This is a genomic window from Komarekiella delphini-convector SJRDD-AB1 (genome assembly GCF_014831675.1).
Taxonomy (GTDB): domain Bacteria; phylum Cyanobacteriota; class Cyanobacteriia; order Cyanobacteriales; family Nostocaceae; genus Komarekiella.
Genome location: NZ_VJXY01000008.1, coordinates 85112 through 102034, shown reverse-complemented (window position 1 = coordinate 102034; position 16923 = coordinate 85112). Strand labels below are relative to the sequence as shown.

The window sequence follows — 16923 nt, the reverse complement described above, 5'->3', positions numbered from 1 at the left end:
TTGAGTTATGAGTGCTGAAGCGCGGATAGTTATGGTTTAGCCCGTCAAGAGTCAGTATTTATTCTCTCCTTGCTCCCCTGCTCCCCCTGCTCCCCCTGCTCCCCTACTCCCCTACTCCCCTGCTCCCCTGCTCCCCTGCCCCTCCGCCCCAGATCGCTCTTGTGTCAACCGATCAATAGCATCACCCAAGGCAGTGGTGAGACTTTTGCGGGTTTGAGCGTGGTTATCTTGCTCAGTTTTCAAAGCTTGCACCAAGCGATCGCGTTCTTTGATGACGGCGATGAGTTTAAGTTGCAAGTCCTCTACAGATTTTAATGGTTCTATTTCTTGTTGGATAGCTGTTAGTGCTGTACCATCAGCAAGTCTCCCTTCTTCTTTACCCTGGAGTTTCTGAAGCTCTACCTTGAGGGATGCGATCGCCTGTTGCGACATCTGGGCATCTGTGCGGCGTTGCTCTGCTTCTGTATTGTAAAGTTTACGCCATTTTTGGGCACTTTCCCAAGCCGCATCGCGATCGCGCAACAATTCTGTCAGTTGTTGTTTGAGGCTCTGAATTTCCGTCAACCATTGTTGTGTTAAGTCTTGACTCATAGAAAATTATTTTGTGTTACTTTGATTTACCTTCTTTGATAAAGATTGATACCAAATTAGGATAAGTAGTATTGTTTGAGAGTCTACAGAATAGCTTTGTAGTAAAGGCTTTTAATCGAAAATTAATATGATAAGCTGCTGGAGCCGCAGAAAGAATTTTCTTAATTTCTATCCCACTTTATATCTACAGTCAAAGTAGTAAATCAGTAGTGAGCAAATAACCCTGCAAATATGAATAGACTCTAAACGAAGTGCAATACTCAATCTTACGGTAGAATCACGGAGAAACTTACCAGTGCCAATTGTCTACTAATTGTTTAACTCCAACCCAGAAAGAAAAACCAAAAGCTTTGCTAAAAAAGTTTTTCTGTTTTCAATTTTGACTTGTTGAATCAACTGCAACTGTAGTTATGACAAATCCTCGTTTTGTCCGCTTTTTTCGCCACCTCAATTTGCGTACGCTCAAGAAAACTTTTGCTAGGACAACTGAAAGACGACTTTTAGGACTTGCTTCGGAAATTGCTTTCAACGCCATGTTATCCCTGTTTCCAGCGATTCTTGCTATTCTCACAGCTATTGGCTTATTTGAAGAATCTTTGCAAGACACTTTTAAACAATTGGCGGTGCAACTGAGTCAAGTTTTACCCGAAGAAGCGCTGCTTCTAATTCGTGATTTTGCCACCACAGAAATTACTGACCCCAAAAATGGTAGCTTGTTTTCTTTGAGCTTTGCGATCGCAATTTGGACTGCTTCTGGAGCAGTCAGTACGGCTATGACTGCCTTTGATCAAATTCATCAAATTCCCTCAGCAAAGACGCGCCCCTTTTGGAAAGCCAAACTCGTCTCTTTAGGATTAACAGTCGGTACTATATTGCTTTTGGTGTTGGCTTCTTTGTTAGTTTTTACTAGCGACCTACTTTTAGCATTAGTGGTACGTGAAAATGGTTATTTGGTCTTTTTATTACATATTTGGCAACTATTACGCTGGCCTCTAACTTTAAGTATTGTTGCTACCGCCTTTAGCTTTGTCTATCGCTATGGCCCCAGCACATGGAACTCAGGCACGCCGATGATGCCTGGAGCAATTTTAGCAGCTGTTTTCTGGGCAATTTTGTCTGCCCTATTTCGGCTTTATGTGGCGAATTTTGGCAACTATAATAAAGTATATGGTGCAGTAGGGACTGTGATAGTGTTAATGCTATGGTTGTGGATGAGCGCTGCTGTTTTGTTAGTAGGCGACCAATTAAACGTGAGTGTTGGTGAAGATATGCGCCTGAAAACGCGAGCGCAATCTAGGGAAGAATATTAAAGATAAATATACTCATAAATCCCCGTGTAAACGGTTAAAAGATCTCAGTAGGGGAGTAAAATATCTAACGATTCAATACAAATAAGCGATCGCCCCAATGTCTGAATCTCCTCAGTTTTCAATGATTGAACCTGATGCTAAAGCCCCAAGCCTAAAGCGCCTGCGTCAAATGAGCCGACTCCTGGATAGTATGATTACGATTCCCGGAACTAAAGTTGGTATTGGTCTAGATCCACTTATAGGACTTATACCCATTGGTGGTGATTTTTTGGGAATCATGCTTTCTAGCTACATCATTCTAGAAGCAGCGCGGCTGGGTGCGTCTAGAGCTACTTTAGGTAGAATGGTTTTGAATGTGATCATTGATGGCTTGGTAGGCGCTGTCCCAGTGTTAGGAGACTTTTTTGACTTTGCCTGGACAGCTAACACTCATAATCTCAGGCTATTAGAAGAACACTTAAAGTTTCCCAGCCAGAAAAGGAGTGCAGACAGGTGGTTTATCTTTGCCGTTTTTGTTGGATTATTGCTGATCGCTATTGTCTTAGTAGCATTACCTGTGATACTAATTAGAATTCTATTGAACGCCTTCACTGGCACTTAAATTAGTTATTGACAGAATGAAAGATTGGTGGCAAGCCACTTTTCCGAAAGGGCGGCAAAGTCTAATTATTACTGATGCTAAGGGGTATCCTGTACAAATCGCGTATGGCGAAAAAGGTATAGGTAAACCGTTAATTTTTTTACATGGTATGGGCAGCTGGAGCTACAATTGGCGCAACAGTATTGCACCATTATCTAAATATTTTCGTGTAATTTGTTTTGATGCCAAAGGCTATGGATTTTCAGAAAAACCATTGTCCCGCAGAGAAGATAACGGTCATCAAGTTATTGAGTTAGCGAGAATTATTCAAGCATTATGTGATGAACCTCCAGTGATTGTGGCAGAATCTTTAGGTGCATTGGTTGCCCTTGCCCTTGCTCAAGAAAATCCCCAACTAATTGGGCGATTAGTAGTAGTAAATGCACCTATTTTTGCCGAACAACTACCCCATTGGGCTATGGAGTTGATTGCTCAAGCGCCTTTGGAAATAGTGCAAACAATTGACTCTTTGCGTCTGGCATATTTCTTCGCACCTTTAGTTAGAGAAATTATGGCAATAGAAAGGCGTGGGGTGCTGTTTGATCCATCAATCCTGACACAGGAAGATGTCTACTGGATAACTTACCCGTTTATTGAGCTACCTGGTACTCTTGTGAAAGTTGCCGAAGAATTACAAATAGCAGCACGAGAGATTAAAAATTTCCAAGAAAATAAGCCAAATATGCTCAGTAATATTCAAAATAATCTGGATACTATTAGATGTCCCACACTAATTTTGTGGGGCGAGCAAGATAGTTGGTTTCCGGCTAGTCATGGCGAGAAATTGAATCAACGCCTCCTCAATTCCAGGTTACAAATTCTGCCTAATTGTTGTCATGATGCCTCAACTGGTGCTTTTAAGGTAGTGAATAGAGCAATTATTGAGTTTTTGCAAGATACTGATTTCTGTTAATACTAAAGAATAGGGAATAGAGAAGTAGAGACGTTGCATTGCAACGTCTCTACAGAGGTTAACTCAACCGCTGACGCAACCACAAAGCTAGTAAAGGCAATGCCAGTTGATAACCCTGCTCAGCACTGTAAATCAAACCTTTGTGCTGTAACCCATTCAAAGCGCCCTGAAGGCTACCACCCCTCGAAAGTCCATTTTTTTGAATGTAATCTTTGCTTTGCGGTTTGTCTGTGGGATCTAGAGCCAAACATTCCAAAAGATGCACCTGATTTGCTGGAAGTAGCATCAGTAATGACTCAAACGTGATAGACAGGTCTTGGAGCAGTCCAGCAATTGCTTGCTCTACGTCTTGCTCAGTAATTAATTTATCAGGACGACACAAAGTTTGCAGGCGGCGAATGAGTGCCATAGCATCGCCAATGTGTCCCTGTACAGCATCTAAAAATAGTTGCAGTGCTTTTGAGCGAGAATCAAATGTTAGTCCCTGTGTATGCAAAGTTTCTCTAGCTAACACTGCTAAAACGTCCTTAGCTAAGGGAGGTAATTGCACAGTTTCCAGAGGATAGTTAGTCTCATCTGAATGATTACTTGTCTCAGCAATAGTTGCTATGAGAACGTAACTAACATGAGTATGCATTTTGATTTCTCGCCTGAATGTGGCTTCCCACAAACCATTGCGATCCCAAGAGCGGATGTGGGGAAAACTCTGCAAAATCAACACTACCCGCTTATGCAAATCAATAGCCATGATTTGCGGCAACTCTAGCAATAGTTCAAATGCCTGCCATAGTTGTTGGTTGAACGCATCTGCTTTGACATTTGGCGATCGCAATAGTTTTAGTTTCCCACCATTTCCCTCCAGCACGTAAATAAAAAACTGACTAGCACTCTTAACAACCCAATCTTGAACTTTTGCCGGTTGCCAGTTTTGACTAATCGCCTCTGCTAGCAACTGTACAAATCGCTCCCCATCTGTAGCGCGGATGCAGTCTATTTCCAGCACAATCGCGCCGACTTCTTGCGCTGCTCCCCGCACTAAGGTACGCCGTCCGCCTCCAGGTACTCCAGTAATCAGCAAGTCGCCATCCTGGGCAAGTACTTCAACAATGCGCTGAAATTCTGCTGATCGCCCAATTAATTGCAAAGGAGTAGACAAATTCAAATTCACCCGCCTTTCGCCTGTAACGAAAGCATACTCATTTCTGTGATTACTCAGCAACCATTGAACTGGGGAATGGGGATTGGGGATTGGGGAATGGGGATTCATACCCTAACCAAATCTTACTCATAATTTCTTTCCCCGCACTCAGTTCCAGAGCGTTCATTGAAGACAACTATGATTAGCATCAAAAATAAATAGTGCTAAAAAGTTTTTAACACTAATAAATCGTGTCATATTAGATTTAACACTTTTAAAAGGATTAAAAATATGGCTCAGGCAGTGTCTACCATTGCGCCAGAAGATAAACAGCTTATCTGGCATAATTTGGATATTTCCCAAGCGATCGCCCGCTTGCAAAGTGATGCCGAGACAGGTTTGAGTAGCGCGACGGCAAAACAGCTATTAGCTGATTTAGGAGCCAACGAACTTACTGCCAAAAAAGGCAAACCCTGGTGGTGGAAATTTCTGCTGCAATTTAACCAGCCATTGCTAATTATTTTGCTGTGTGCGGGTTTTGTGAAAGCAATAACTGGCAGTTTGGTGAATGCGGGGGTGATTTGGGGCGTCACTACCACAAACGCCATTATTGGATTTATTCAGGAATCGAAAGCCGAAAGTGCGATCGCAGCCCTAGCTAAAGCCATTACCACAGAAGCTACTGTCATCCGCGATGGTCAAAAATTACGCATTCCCTCACGAGAATTAGTTCCTGGTGATATTGTGTTGCTGACTTCTGGCGACAAAGTACCAGCAGATTTACGCTTAATCCAAGTGCGGAACTTGCAAATTGATGAATCTGCTCTCACAGGTGAGTCGGTAGCCGTAGAAAAAGACACCCGTGTTTTAAATCTGCACGCAGCTTTAGCAGAGCGTAAAAACATGGCTTATGCCGGAGGCTTCGTTACTTTTGGGCAAGGGACTGGTATTGTAGTTGCTACAGGAAACGCCACCGAGACAGGGCGAATTTCCCAGTTAATGCAGCAGCATATAGACATTTCCACGCCCTTAACCCGAAAATTCGATAAATTCAGTCAAAACTGGCTGTACATGGTGCTAGGGCTAGCTAGCCTCTGCTTTGTGGTGGGATTAAGCTTTCGGGGTTTTCAAGAAGCCTTAGAAGCTGCGATCGCTTTAATAGTAAGTGCTATACCAGAAGGTTTACCAGCCGTAGTTACAGTCACACTAGCCATAGGTGTTTCGCGGATGGCACGGCGTCATGCCATTATTCGCAAATTGCCAGCAGTGGAAACCTTGGGTAGCGCTACCGTCATCTGTTCCGATAAAACTGGGACTTTGACAGAAAACCAAATGACAGTGCAAGCAATCTACGCTGGAGGACATCAATATACAGTCAGCGGTTTAGGTTACGTACCAATGGGAGAAATCCTCATTGATGACAAACCAGTGAACTTAGACAGTGAAAAGGGTTTGCAAGAATGCCTGTTAGCAGGATTGCTGTGCAATGACTCCCATCTAGAAAAGAAGGATGATAAGTGGGTAGTCATGGGAGATCCCACAGAGGGAGCCTTAATTGCATCAGCTAACAAAGCGGGTTTTAGCCAGGATAATTTAGCAAAACAAATGCCCAAGCTGGATGGAATACCGTTTGAATCTGAGTTCCAATACATGGCGACTTTGCACGCCACTCCCAAAGGAAAGACTATTTATGTCAAGGGTTCAGTAGAGGCAATTCTCCAACGCTGCAACCTGATGCTAAATAATGATGGACAACTTCGCCCTCTAGATTGTGTAGAAACTTTAAGGCAAACCACTATTGAGCGGGAAGTAAATATCATGGCACGGCAGGGCTTGCGAGTATTAGCTTTGGCGAAAAAGCCCGTCAGCGAGCAAAAAAATACGGTAGATCATCCAGATATTGCCACCGGGTTAATTTTCTTAGGGTTGCAGGGGATGATTGATCCGCCGCGTGAAAGTGCAATTAGGGCAGTACAAGCCTGTCAATCGGCGGGAATCCAGGTAAAGATGATTACTGGAGATCATGCGGTTACAGCACAGGCGATCGCTCGCCGCTTGGGAATCAACAAAAATGGCTCAGTTCTAGCTTTTACAGGCGCAGAACTCACGCAAATGGATAAAACAGAACTCGCCCAAGTCGCTGAAGAGGGAGTAGTCTTTGCCCGTGTCGCACCAGAACAAAAGCTGCGTTTAGTCGAAGCTTTACAATCAAAAGGCGAAGTAGTCGCCATGACGGGGGATGGTGTAAACGATGCACCAGCATTGAAACAAGCAGATATTGGTATTGCGATGGGTGGTGCTGGTACAGAAGTAGCCAAAGAAGCATCTGATATGCTACTTACCGATGATAACTTTGCCTCCATTGAAGCTGCTGTAGAGGAAGGACGCGCGGTTTACAAAAACCTCCTAAAAGCTATTTGTTTTATCTTGCCTGTCAACGGTGGGGAATCAATGACGATTCTTATTAGCACATTATTTGCTAGAGATTTGCCAATTTTATCCCTACAAATTCTCTGGTTGAATATGCTAAATTCCATCACAATGACAGTACCTTTAGCATTTGAACCGAAGGCGCAAAATATTATGCAACAACAGCCGCGTCGTCCTAATGAACCATTGCTATCGGGCAGTCGCATCAAGCGAATTTTAGCAATTTCTCTGTTTAACTGGATTGTCATATTCGGAGTATTTGAATACATCCGCCAAATAACTGGTAATGTGGATTTAGCTCGAACAATGGCGATTAATGCTCTAATTGCTGGACGGATATTCTTTTTATTGAGTATTAGTCAATTAATCCCAAATCTCATTGCTAAGATGAATGGAACAATTAAAGAGAATGTTAATATTCCTGCAATTGGTTTTGGGATTATTGGGGCAATTATTTTACAAATCATTTTTGCTCATGTGCCGTTGATTAATGAGGTTTTTTCAACAGCACCATTGAGTTTGCAGCAATGGTTATTTTGTTTAGCGGTAGGTTCACCGATGATTATATGGGCGACGATTGTGAATCGTTTTGATCCACTAAATTAATAGTTTTAGAAGTTTTACAGGTTATGGGGACGTTAGGATGAGAAAATTAGGTAAATCGACTCGTCACGGCGTTAACCAAGTACGAGCGTCGGAGTCGCCAATCCTCGATCCCCAATTTCCAATCCCTTTTACGTTTAAGTGTCTTTTAATCTGTAAGGAGAAAAAATCTTGTTTCGCATCTGGCGATTAAAATTTGTTGTTTTCACAGTCATTGGATGCCTTACTTTGCTAACCATAATTAACTTTGGGGAAATGTATGTTCTGGCTCAATCTTCTGTAACTTCAACAGTGATTGCTCAAGCACCAAATCTAGGGCGACACTTCAAACAATTTGGGCTTGAGGGTTCGATCTTTATTTACGACTTAAATAAAAACCGAACCTACGAACATAATCCTCAACGTAACGCAACTGCAATTATTCCAGGTTCAACATTCAAAATTTTCAACGCGATGGTGGCTCTTGAAACTGGTATCATTCCTGATGATGTGGCTGTCCTGACTTGGGATGGAATTCACCGGAATATTGATGCGTGGAATCATGATACGAATTTGCGTCAAGCCTTCAAGGATTCAACTGTCTGGTTCTATCAAGTACTAGCACGCAAAGCTGGACATGAGCGGATGCAGCAATTGATTAATAAAGTTAATTATGGCAACCGTCAAATTGGTACTGCCGCAGACATTGATCGTTTCTGGTTGCAAGGGCCATTAAAAATTACACCCAAAGAGCAAATAGAGTTTTTGCAAAGGTTGTATAGAGGCAATTTACCCTTCTCGCAACGGACAATGAATCTTGTCAAAGATATTATGGTGCGTGAACAAACTCCAGACTACATACTAAGAGCAAAAACGGGATGGTTAGATAGCACTAACCCAGAAGTTGGCTGGTTCGTAGGCTATTTAGAGCAGAATAAAAACGTTTATTTCTTTGCAACAACCATTGACATGTATAAGCCAGAGGATGCACTCGCTAGAATCGAGATTACACGAAGAAGCTTAAAGGATTTGGGCTTGCTATAAGATAGGCTGATGCCCTAAAGAGGAACATCGCCAAGTGAGCTTTTTTGGTTTTGTTCGTGACTTCAGTTATTTGCTGAGGGAAGATTATCCAGAAGCCGTTTACGAATTAGCACCAGTTGTTCTTGGCTATTAATTGGGCTACGCGGTGCTGGCAGTTCTGTATTAGGCCAATTAGGTAAATTATTGCAGGGACATAACAAAGCTGGCATCCCGATATTTCGTGCGGCTACTGGCATAGCGCAACGGCTGCAAGGTAACATATCCCATTCTGGTGTTAATAGTTCAGCAATAGTTTCTTGCGTACCTTCCAAATAACAATCACCTGATTCTGGTGAGAGAATTTTTTGCCAGCACTCTTCAAATTCTTGACTATAGCGATCGCCTTCTAGTACTGGTTGAGGCAAAAAGCTTGCCTGACCATTACCCGTGATAACTCTCTTACCTAACTGAAACCAGTAGGCAAGATATCCTCTAACTTCTTGTTTGGTTGCCATATTACAATTTTAGATTTTAGATTTTGGATTTTGGATTAATTTGAATTAAGAGTTAAGAATCTTGACTTATCACTTCTTGTGGTTATTCTATATTTGGCAATGGCGAACCTAGAACGCTGAGATTGAGAACATGACCGCCAGTGACTAAATAAACTGCTTCACTGAGCAAACCTAACTGGCGCACTAGAGAACCTAGGCGATCGCGAAATGTCCGACCAAGAGGGTAAGCTGGCACTACACCCCAACCTGTTTCTTCTGCAACAAATAGCATATCAGCAGCAACCAGCTGCACCGTCTCCAACAACTCTGTAAGAACATTTTCCCAGCTTAGGTCGTCTTGTTCTAAGAAATTAGCTACCCAAGTTCCCAAAGAATCGACCAAGAGGCAAGTATTCGGCTTCGCATCAGCCAGGGTAGCAGACAGTTCTATAGGTACACAGAGCGTCACCCAGTCTTGAGGACGACGATTTTGGTGTTTTTGAATGCGTTTGTGCCACTCTTGGTCATCTGGATTGTCATTAGCTGTTGCTATATAAACAACTACTTTCCCCGACTGCATCGCCAGAGTCTCCGCCCATTCACTTTTACCAGATCGCGCTGGCCCTGTGACTAAGATGACTTTACCCAAAGTTGTTTCCTTAGTATCTTAGAAAAGATAACTCTGGTACTAATTTATCACCACAGTTTTTTACTTTACAGGTGAAATTTTTGCTAACAAATAACTTTTAAGAGATAAAATTAGCACCAGCACAGCATCTTTGATGCCACAAATGGCAAAAGCCAAAATCCCAACAACCCCATTCATAATTATAAAAAGGCGTCGGTAAAACCCATTCCTTCTCGGTAGGTGATGAAAAACGCCTTTTTAGACCGTTGACAGTTGACTGTTAACAGTCAACTGTCAACGTGAAATCCATTCCCTTTTAGGGGTGGGATGAGCTTAATTAACACTATTGGGGACAGCAAATTTAAGGTTATCTTTTATGAAAGCAGGCTTAAAACGCATTGAGGCAACTCTACACGATATAGGGACTCGCGGCACTGCCTCCGCGGCTCAAACAGGTGATTCGACAAAACGGCCTTTCTCCTTTAGGATTAGCGTCGGCGCAAATGAACCTACGGAAAGTACACAGACGCCATCTGAAGAGGACGTAAAAGCACAAGGGCAAACAGTAGACCTTGATGTAGATCCCGCTGGAGACTACTCAGCCGAACAAAATTTATTTCCCCAACATGACTCTGTGCAGACTTTTCAAGCACAAGAGAGTGGTGACAAAACACCGACCCTACCTAAGTTTAAAACTCCTAGCTTAAGTAGTCATCGCCACGGAGCCAATCCGACCTTGGCGATGAATCTACTACAAGAAATTCAGGAAATTGTCGCTGGTTGGCAAAATGAACTGCAAAAAATATTACAGCAAATTCAAGATATTTATTTAGAAGGCCCAATTGTCAATGGCTGGTTAGAATCTAATCTTCAAGAAGCAGAACAGGGAGGAACTGCAACACTGCGCCATGCGGAAGTTGACCGCCTCATGGACTACGTAGAAGAAATTTGCGCGACCGATAAGAAAGTATCTTATCAATCATCCAGTACTGGCTATCGCCTCTGTGGCGTGGATAATTCTGGTAAAGTCTGGTCACGTCCATGTCCATCGGATCAAGTTGCGACTGTTAGCATGGCGATCGCCCGTTACCAAAAATTACGTCAACTATTGGGGCGCAAGCAATATCTGGAAACCCGTTTGAGTCAATTAGCCCAAACGCTTGTGGTTTTACACAGTCACATTCAACAAACATAAAAAACCATGTCCCTTGTGGACAACGGGAGATGCGGCGTGGGGAAGAATTATGCCTCATCTCCCATGCGGCGGATGAGGTTTCCCGCCGCTTTCTATGAAGTTTTAAAAATTATATCCGAAGAAACTCGGTTGGTGGGTTGGGAATTTTTGGTTTAGATTAACAGGCAGCAAGTGTAAATAGTGAACAGTTATCTCTGGACACTGATAACTGATAACTGATAAGTGATAACTAACAAAATGCCAGACCCTCAAATTTCTGCCATTATCTGCACTCATAACCGAGATACCTATTTAGGTGCTGCGATTGATAGCCTTTTGACGCAGGATTTTACTGCTGACTTTGAGGTTGTAGTCGTGGATAATGGGTCTGGCGATCGCACTCGCGAAGTTGTAGAACAAAGAGCCAGCGATCCCCGTCTGAAGTACATCTTTGAACCTACCATCGGTTTATCTGTTGCTCGGAACACCGGCGCAAGAGTTGCTCGTGGTGATATTCTTGCTTATTTAGATGACGATGCTGTAGCTAGCCCTGGCTGGCTGCAAGTTTTATATTTTGCTTACAAAGATAATTCTCAGTTAGCGATCGCAGGTGGCAAAGTCACTCTACTATGGCCCCCAGGTATCCAACAACCACGCTGGATATCTCCAGGACTAGCTGGAAATCTGGGAGCATACGACTTAGGTGACAACATCATTTACATCGAGCAACCAGGTTTAACACCTAGAGGCTTGAATTACTCTATCCGCCGTAGCTTTCTTGAAGAAATCGGAGGTTTTGATCCTCAGCTTGGTCGAGTCGGGAAAAACCTCTTATCTAATGAAGAACTGCAAATGACCGAATTAGCTCTACAGCGTAGTTGGCAAGTCGCTTATCTGCCCGAAGCTTTAGTTGCTCACAATGTTGCTCCAGAGCGTCTCCAACGTTCCTGGTTTTTAAACCGAGGCTGGTGGCAAGGTATCAGTGAATGTTATCGAGAACAACTCTCCGGTAAAGCTGGTGTTGCTCAGTTGCAGCGGGGTAGCGAACGGTTTTTACGTGGTTTATATAAAGCAGTGCAATATTTCTCCGACCCAGCAGAACGATTTGATAAACTTGTGTACGCTTATGGTCAGATTGGTTACTTAAATGCCGCTATTCAAGGTCTTTTATCTCAAAATCAAATAAAAAATAACAAATAAAAACTTAAATTTTATGTCATCTAAAATACCAGTTTCAGTACTAATTCCAGCCAAAAATGAGGAAGCAAACTTACCAGCCTGCCTCGCTAGCCTTACCAGAGCAGATGAAGTATTTGTAGTAGATTCTCAAAGTACCGATAATAGTGTTGAAATTGCTAAAAGTCACGGTGCAAATGTCGTGCAATTCAGCTTCAATGGACACTGGCCCAAAAAGAAAAATTGGTCTTTAGATAATCTCCCTTTTCGCAACGAATGGGTATTAATTGTAGATTGCGATGAGCGCATCACCCCCGAACTATGGGAAGAAATCGACCAAGCAATTCACAATAATGCAGATAACGGTTACTACCTGAATCGCCGTGTCTTTTTCTTAGGAAAATGGATTCGCCACGGTGGTAAATATCCTGATTGGAATCTGCGTTTGTTTAAGCATCAAAAAGGTCGTTACGAAAACCTCAATACCGAAGATATTCCCAACACTGGTGATAACGAAGTTCACGAACATGTGATTTTACAGGGAAAAGTCGGGTATCTCAAAAACGATATGCTCCACGAAGATTTTCGCGACCTTTACCACTGGTTAGAACGGCACAACCGCTATTCCAACTGGGAAGCGCGTGTTTATTTCAATATTCTCACAGGTAAAGATGACAGCGGCACTATTGGTGCAAATCTATTTGGTGATGCGGTACAACGCAAGCGTTTTTTGAAAAAAGTGTGGGTACGTCTGCCATTTAAACCAATTTTACGATTTGTTTTGTTCTACATTATTCAGCGCGGTTTTTTAGATGGCAAAGCCGGATATATATATGCACGCTTACTGAGTCAATATGAATATCAAATTGGAGTCAAACTTTACGAATTACGTAACTGTGGTGGTCAGCTAAATACTACAACTACTCTGAAGGAGGGAGCAGGGGAGCAAGGGAGCAAGGGAGTAGAGGGAAAGCTATTGACCATTGACTCTTGACAAATGATAAATGACGATACTTTTGTAGATTTACGTAAATATGACCAATCCTGGTTTGATCGAGGGCGTCCAGGTTGGTATATTTTGTTGTGGTGGATTGTGCAGGCGATCGCTTTTCCCCTCACACCTCAACCGCTCAATATTTTGCGTCGTGCTTTACTGCGTTTGTTTGGCGCTCGTATTGGCAAAGGCGTGTTGATTCGACCCACAGCCCGCTTCACCTATCCTTGGAAAGTCACCATTGGCGACTATAGTTGGATTGGAGATGATGTAGTTTTATACAGTCTCGATCAGATATTCATCGGTGAACACTGCGTAATTTCACAGAAAAGTTACTTATGTACTGGTAGCCATGATCTTCAAGACTCTGCTTTTGGTTTGAAAACAGCGAGTGTCACCATTGGTAATGGCGCATGGGTGGCGGCAGATTGTTTTGTCGGCCCAGGAGTGCAAATTGGAGCTAATGCAGTAATTGGCGCTCGTAGTAGTGTTTTCACTCATATACCTCCTGGACAGGTTAGTTGGGGAAACCCCTGCCGTCCCCAGTATTTGCGGCAGATAAAATAGCGAGACGTTGTATTGTGTAGGAGACGTTGCATTGCAACGTCTCTATGTGTTTACCGTATTTAAGGAAAAATCGGTTCAGCTGCTAATTTATCCAAACGGATGCTAGCAAGCAAATTCCGCCACTCTGCTTGAAGTTCTGGATTTTGAGGATTTTTCTGACGCAGTTCTGCTAGTGTCGTCAGTGCCTCGTACCATATCCCATTTTCAGCATAGATAACAACGCGTTTTAGAGGTTCTGCTGTGTTTAGCTCCTGGACGGTTGCCTGTTTCAGGTTGACTCGTTGTATCACCCCTTCAACGTAAATCGGAGGTGATTCTTTTTGTTGGTCACAGTAAACGGTTAAAAACCAGCGATATTGTTTGCCCACTTCTAATGGGGGAGCATTGGCAGGTAAGGAAACTCGGATTAATCCTGGACGCTCTGGTAGGGCGATCGCTTTTTGATAGATAGGGTTTGATTCTTGATCTTGCAGTACAAATTCAGCTGGATAGGTAGAGTCTTTAGTATATGGCATATAGAACAACCAGCTTGGGCGTTCCACAGTTGTTAATCCCCAAACATTCTTTACTGTGCCAGGTTCCTCGCTAAAAGGGACTAGGGCAGTGAGTTCAGTTTTAACAGATGGACACACACTTAAGCTGCCTCCACGGCTAGCTCCTCCAGTGGGACGACCTCCGGGAGGTGGCCCGGGTGGAGGCGAAGGGGGATTAAAGCGTACAACTTGAGCGTGAGTTGAAGCTGGTAGGGTTGGTTTTGCTAGTACTGAGGTTAGGCTACTCACTAAACTTGTGCAGCTAAAAGCTAGTATTAAAAACAGTTTTATCGATTGCGAATTTGACTTCATCTAAAACTTTTCCTTAAGTCAATTAGTTTAGATATTTTTACTTTTTATTTTTGAATTATGAATTGACATCAAGCCAACTGTCGCCACCAATGATAAAGCTGATGGCACAAAAGGCACCCAAGCACCCAAAATTAATAGACCAAGGCAGAGTAGATATAGCACACCAGAGGTAACACCGACAGCTAATGCTAATAGAGGAAGCGATCGCCACTGCCAAGCAAGTATTCCCCCGACCAAAGACCAACCCCAAATCCAGACTACTTCAATCCACAGTGACCAAACCCGCAGTAATGGACGTTTATCTAATACATTACTTAGGATCTGGCTAACCATCTGCGCTTGTACCAGCACTCCTGGCATTTGTTTGTCGAATAAAGCTCCGTATGGTGTAGACCAGGTGTCTCGAAAATCCCCTTTTGCCACTACACCAATCAGAACAACCCGGTCTTTGACAGCGCTGGGGTTGACCGGATTATATAGAAACTGCGTCAGCGTTACTTGCTCAGCTATCTGCTTTGAGGAACGGTAGTTGAGTAAGATTTGACCATTAGGATCGATGCCTTGATAGCCGCCAGCGCGAGACTTTAGAGTCGGAAAAACATTATTGCCCAACTGCAAATTTCCTTGCAGAGTGAACTGAGGTTTAATTCCTAAAGGCGATAGATAGCGGAATACCAGTTGCATACTGAGTGCGTAGGAAGCTGAACACAACGATGCTGCTTCTTGGTTCATGAACAGCAGATGCCGACGTAAAATCCCATCGCTATCTAGAACAAAGTCGCTAAATCCTACACGATACTGTTCTGAAATTTCCGGTGGCGGTTCAATACCTTTGGTGTTTGCTGTTCTATCACTTCCCTTGCAGACGCCAATCAAATTCTCAGTCTGCTGGAGACGAGTAGTTAAATCTTGCTCCTCAGCCGGAAAATCACGGTAAATATCCAAACCGATCGCTCTGGGTTCATACTGCTCAAGTTTTGTCAGTAGTTTGTTGAGAGACTTATCAGAAAGGGAAGCTCCTTTTAATGATTCACCATTTTGTCGTTGAGTCGCCAGGTCATTATCATCAATTGTCACTATTAACAAGCGTGAATCAGTTCCTTCATCAGGACGCGATCGCATCATCTGATCAAAGGCATTTAGCTCTGCACTTTGCAGCAGTCCCACAAACCTCACCCCACAAACCAAGGCTGCGATCGCTAAGCTGTAGAAAAAAGGTACGTTCAATCTGCGTTGAACAGATGCAGATAAATTCGGTATTTCTTCGGTGTTTGCATACCTTAGTTCTTCCCAAGTCGGTGGCTTTTGGGCTGGATTTTGGCAAATTACTGGTAGCCAAGTTGCACAGGGAAATTTATCTTCAAGTCCTTGCAACCGTTCTCGTGCTTGCCGTACTGCCTGGTATAAAGATTCACCACCTGCAAAGCCTGCTAAAAAATACTTCAAAAACTCCTGGGCAACCCGGTCTGGGACGGGTTCGCGCATAATGATCATCTGGGGAATTTGCAAATCAGCCAGTTCTCGCGCCAATCCCAACCCATCACAGGAGTTGAATATTGCCAGTTGCAACCCATTTTCAATCGCTTTTTTAAGAGCGTACTTCAACTCACCAATGGTGAGGCTATCAGTTTGATTTAAATAAATTCGCCCACTTTCTCCATTCCCCTGACTGGAACTATGGCCAGCGAAGAAAAGAATATCCCAGTTTTTCCCCCAGAGATGGTCAGTCAATTCCTTGCGTTGTGGTTCTACCACAAAGCTAATATCGGCGTTACTACATTGTTGCAGTAAAGCTTGGTCAGCCTGAGTATCAATTCCTTGGCTATTACCGACAATTGCCAAAATATTTACCGCTTGGTTTCGGGTGCATGGTTTGATAATGCGATCGTAGGTTGGTGAAGCGAGGGCGATTTCAGTCTTGGGATAGCGTTCTAACAAGTCCCATAAATGCCAAGGTAATAGCTGCAATTGACTATTTTCTGTTTGCAGAATCACCCGTACTTCTTCTGTGGGCAATAATCTTTCTAGCCATTTCTCTCGCAAGGGGCGAAACTCCTCCGCCCGCAGCCAGGTGTTGAAACGTGCCCGCAAAATGTGGGCAGTGTTTTCGCAGTCTTGGATCATTGATACATTTGTCACCTGCACTTGATCAGCATGGAGACGATAACGGTTGCCCAAATGTCGATAGCTAGATTGCCAGTGACTATAGTAAAGCGGCATTTCAGGTGATGGTGGTAGCTTACCCGTAATTTCTGTTGAGGGGCGATCGCATTCTTCACCAATCTGAAGGGTGACAGCAAACCCCTGCTCAAAACTACCCTCTCCAAATTTTAGAACTACTAACTTACCCATAACCGTCGCTTTGCTCCAATTCAAAATCACCGAATTTATTATGCTTTTACCCTTGTCTTCTCCTGT

15 protein-coding genes are annotated in these 16923 nt (G+C 43.3%); 9 read left to right on the top strand and 6 right to left on the bottom strand.

Annotation, left to right across the window (positions count from 1 at the left end):
- Positions 1-111: 111 nt before the first annotated feature.
- On the bottom strand, positions 112-591 hold the full coding sequence (locus FNW02_RS09890; RefSeq protein WP_191757372.1) for a hypothetical protein: 480 nt from the start codon (positions 589-591) through the stop codon (positions 112-114).
- Positions 592-1001: 410 nt separating this feature from the next.
- Between FNW02_RS09890 and FNW02_RS09885 the strand changes: the two genes are divergently transcribed.
- From FNW02_RS09885 to FNW02_RS09875, 3 genes are all read left to right on the top strand, one after another.
- Positions 1002-1901, top strand: a complete 900-nt coding sequence (locus FNW02_RS09885) for a YihY/virulence factor BrkB family protein (RefSeq protein ID WP_191757371.1) — start codon at positions 1002-1004, stop codon at positions 1899-1901.
- 97 nt (positions 1902-1998) lie between these two features.
- Positions 1999-2502: a DUF4112 domain-containing protein gene (locus FNW02_RS09880; protein ID WP_191757370.1), complete on the top strand. Its 504-nt coding sequence runs from the start codon at positions 1999-2001 to the stop codon at positions 2500-2502.
- Between the two features lie 16 nt (positions 2503-2518).
- Entirely contained in the window at positions 2519-3454 is a 936-nt protein-coding gene (locus FNW02_RS09875; protein ID WP_191757369.1) for an alpha/beta fold hydrolase, read from the top strand.
- 58 nt (positions 3455-3512) lie between these two features.
- Here the strand turns inward: FNW02_RS09875 and FNW02_RS09870 are convergent, their stop codons facing one another.
- Complete coding sequence (locus FNW02_RS09870; protein ID WP_191757449.1) at positions 3513-4622, bottom strand: DNA polymerase III subunit delta; 1110 nt, start codon at positions 4620-4622, stop codon at positions 3513-3515.
- 261 nt (positions 4623-4883) lie between these two features.
- Here FNW02_RS09870 and FNW02_RS09865 point away from each other — a divergent pair, with 261 nt between their 5' ends.
- Together FNW02_RS09865 and blaOXA are read left to right on the top strand one after the other, a co-directional pair.
- A complete protein-coding gene (locus FNW02_RS09865) occupies positions 4884-7628 on the top strand; it encodes a cation-translocating P-type ATPase (RefSeq protein ID WP_191757368.1) in 2745 nt (914 codons plus the stop codon).
- 168 nt (positions 7629-7796) lie between these two features.
- Positions 7797-8648 (top strand): class D beta-lactamase, encoded by an 852-nt coding sequence (blaOXA, locus tag FNW02_RS09860; RefSeq protein WP_263627727.1) that lies wholly within the window; start codon positions 7797-7799, stop codon positions 8646-8648.
- 62 nt (positions 8649-8710) lie between these two features.
- Here blaOXA and FNW02_RS09855 read toward each other — a convergent pair whose 3' ends face one another.
- Both FNW02_RS09855 and cobU read right to left on the bottom strand, forming a co-directional pair.
- Positions 8711-9142: a hypothetical protein gene (locus FNW02_RS09855; RefSeq protein WP_191757367.1), complete on the bottom strand. Its 432-nt coding sequence runs from the start codon at positions 9140-9142 to the stop codon at positions 8711-8713.
- A gap of 82 nt (positions 9143-9224) precedes the next feature.
- Entirely contained in the window at positions 9225-9770 is a 546-nt protein-coding gene (cobU, locus tag FNW02_RS09850; RefSeq protein ID WP_191757366.1) for a bifunctional adenosylcobinamide kinase/adenosylcobinamide-phosphate guanylyltransferase, read from the bottom strand.
- A gap of 355 nt (positions 9771-10125) precedes the next feature.
- On the opposite strand from cobU, the gene FNW02_RS09845 reads away from it, so the two are divergent.
- The 4 genes from FNW02_RS09845 to hpsU all read left to right on the top strand — a co-directional run bounded on the left by FNW02_RS09845 (position 10126) and on the right by hpsU (position 13660).
- The gene (locus FNW02_RS09845) at positions 10126-10944 is read left to right on the top strand and encodes a hypothetical protein (protein WP_191757365.1); all 819 of its coding nucleotides are present in this window, start codon (positions 10126-10128) and stop codon (positions 10942-10944) included.
- Between the two features lie 237 nt (positions 10945-11181).
- On the top strand, positions 11182-12123 hold the full coding sequence (locus FNW02_RS09835; protein WP_191757363.1) for a glycosyltransferase family 2 protein: 942 nt from the start codon (positions 11182-11184) through the stop codon (positions 12121-12123).
- A gap of 13 nt (positions 12124-12136) precedes the next feature.
- Entirely contained in the window at positions 12137-13093 is a 957-nt protein-coding gene (locus FNW02_RS09830; protein ID WP_191757362.1) for a glycosyltransferase family 2 protein, read from the top strand.
- Positions 13094-13096: 3 nt separating this feature from the next.
- Positions 13097-13660: a hormogonium polysaccharide biosynthesis acetyltransferase HpsU gene (hpsU, locus tag FNW02_RS09825; RefSeq protein WP_191757361.1), complete on the top strand. Its 564-nt coding sequence runs from the start codon at positions 13097-13099 to the stop codon at positions 13658-13660.
- 59 nt (positions 13661-13719) lie between these two features.
- Here the strand turns inward: hpsU and FNW02_RS09820 are convergent, their stop codons facing one another.
- Positions 13720-14505, bottom strand: coding sequence for a DUF928 domain-containing protein (locus FNW02_RS09820; RefSeq protein ID WP_191757360.1), 786 nt, complete (start codon positions 14503-14505; stop codon positions 13720-13722).
- Positions 14506-14532: 27 nt separating this feature from the next.
- Positions 14533-16857, bottom strand: a complete 2325-nt coding sequence (locus FNW02_RS09815; protein WP_191757447.1) for a CHASE2 domain-containing protein — start codon at positions 16855-16857, stop codon at positions 14533-14535.
- Positions 16858-16923 lie beyond the last annotated feature (66 nt).

Excerpts from the sequence above, each read along its gene's own strand:
- FNW02_RS09830 (WP_191757362.1), top strand. The coding sequence starts at position 12,137 with ATGTCATCTAAAATACCAGTTTCAGTACTAATTCCAGCCAAAAATGAG.
- FNW02_RS09875 (WP_191757369.1), top strand. The coding sequence starts at position 2,519 with ATGAAAGATTGGTGGCAAGCCACTTTTCCGAAAGGGCGGCAAAGTCTA.
- hpsU (WP_191757361.1), top strand. The coding sequence starts at position 13,097 with ATGATAAATGACGATACTTTTGTAGATTTACGTAAATATGACCAATCC.
- FNW02_RS09865 (WP_191757368.1), top strand. The coding sequence starts at position 4,884 with ATGGCTCAGGCAGTGTCTACCATTGCGCCAGAAGATAAACAGCTTATC.
- FNW02_RS09885 (WP_191757371.1), top strand. The coding sequence starts at position 1,002 with ATGACAAATCCTCGTTTTGTCCGCTTTTTTCGCCACCTCAATTTGCGT.
- FNW02_RS09845 (WP_191757365.1), top strand. The coding sequence starts at position 10,126 with ATGAAAGCAGGCTTAAAACGCATTGAGGCAACTCTACACGATATAGGG.
- FNW02_RS09890 (WP_191757372.1), bottom strand. The coding sequence starts at position 591 with ATGAGTCAAGACTTAACACAACAATGGTTGACGGAAATTCAGAGCCTC.
- FNW02_RS09855 (WP_191757367.1), bottom strand. The coding sequence starts at position 9,142 with ATGGCAACCAAACAAGAAGTTAGAGGATATCTTGCCTACTGGTTTCAG.
- FNW02_RS09815 (WP_191757447.1), bottom strand. The coding sequence starts at position 16,857 with ATGGGTAAGTTAGTAGTTCTAAAATTTGGAGAGGGTAGTTTTGAGCAG.
- FNW02_RS09880 (WP_191757370.1), top strand. The coding sequence starts at position 1,999 with ATGTCTGAATCTCCTCAGTTTTCAATGATTGAACCTGATGCTAAAGCC.
- FNW02_RS09835 (WP_191757363.1), top strand. The coding sequence starts at position 11,182 with ATGCCAGACCCTCAAATTTCTGCCATTATCTGCACTCATAACCGAGAT.
- FNW02_RS09820 (WP_191757360.1), bottom strand. The coding sequence starts at position 14,505 with ATGAAGTCAAATTCGCAATCGATAAAACTGTTTTTAATACTAGCTTTT.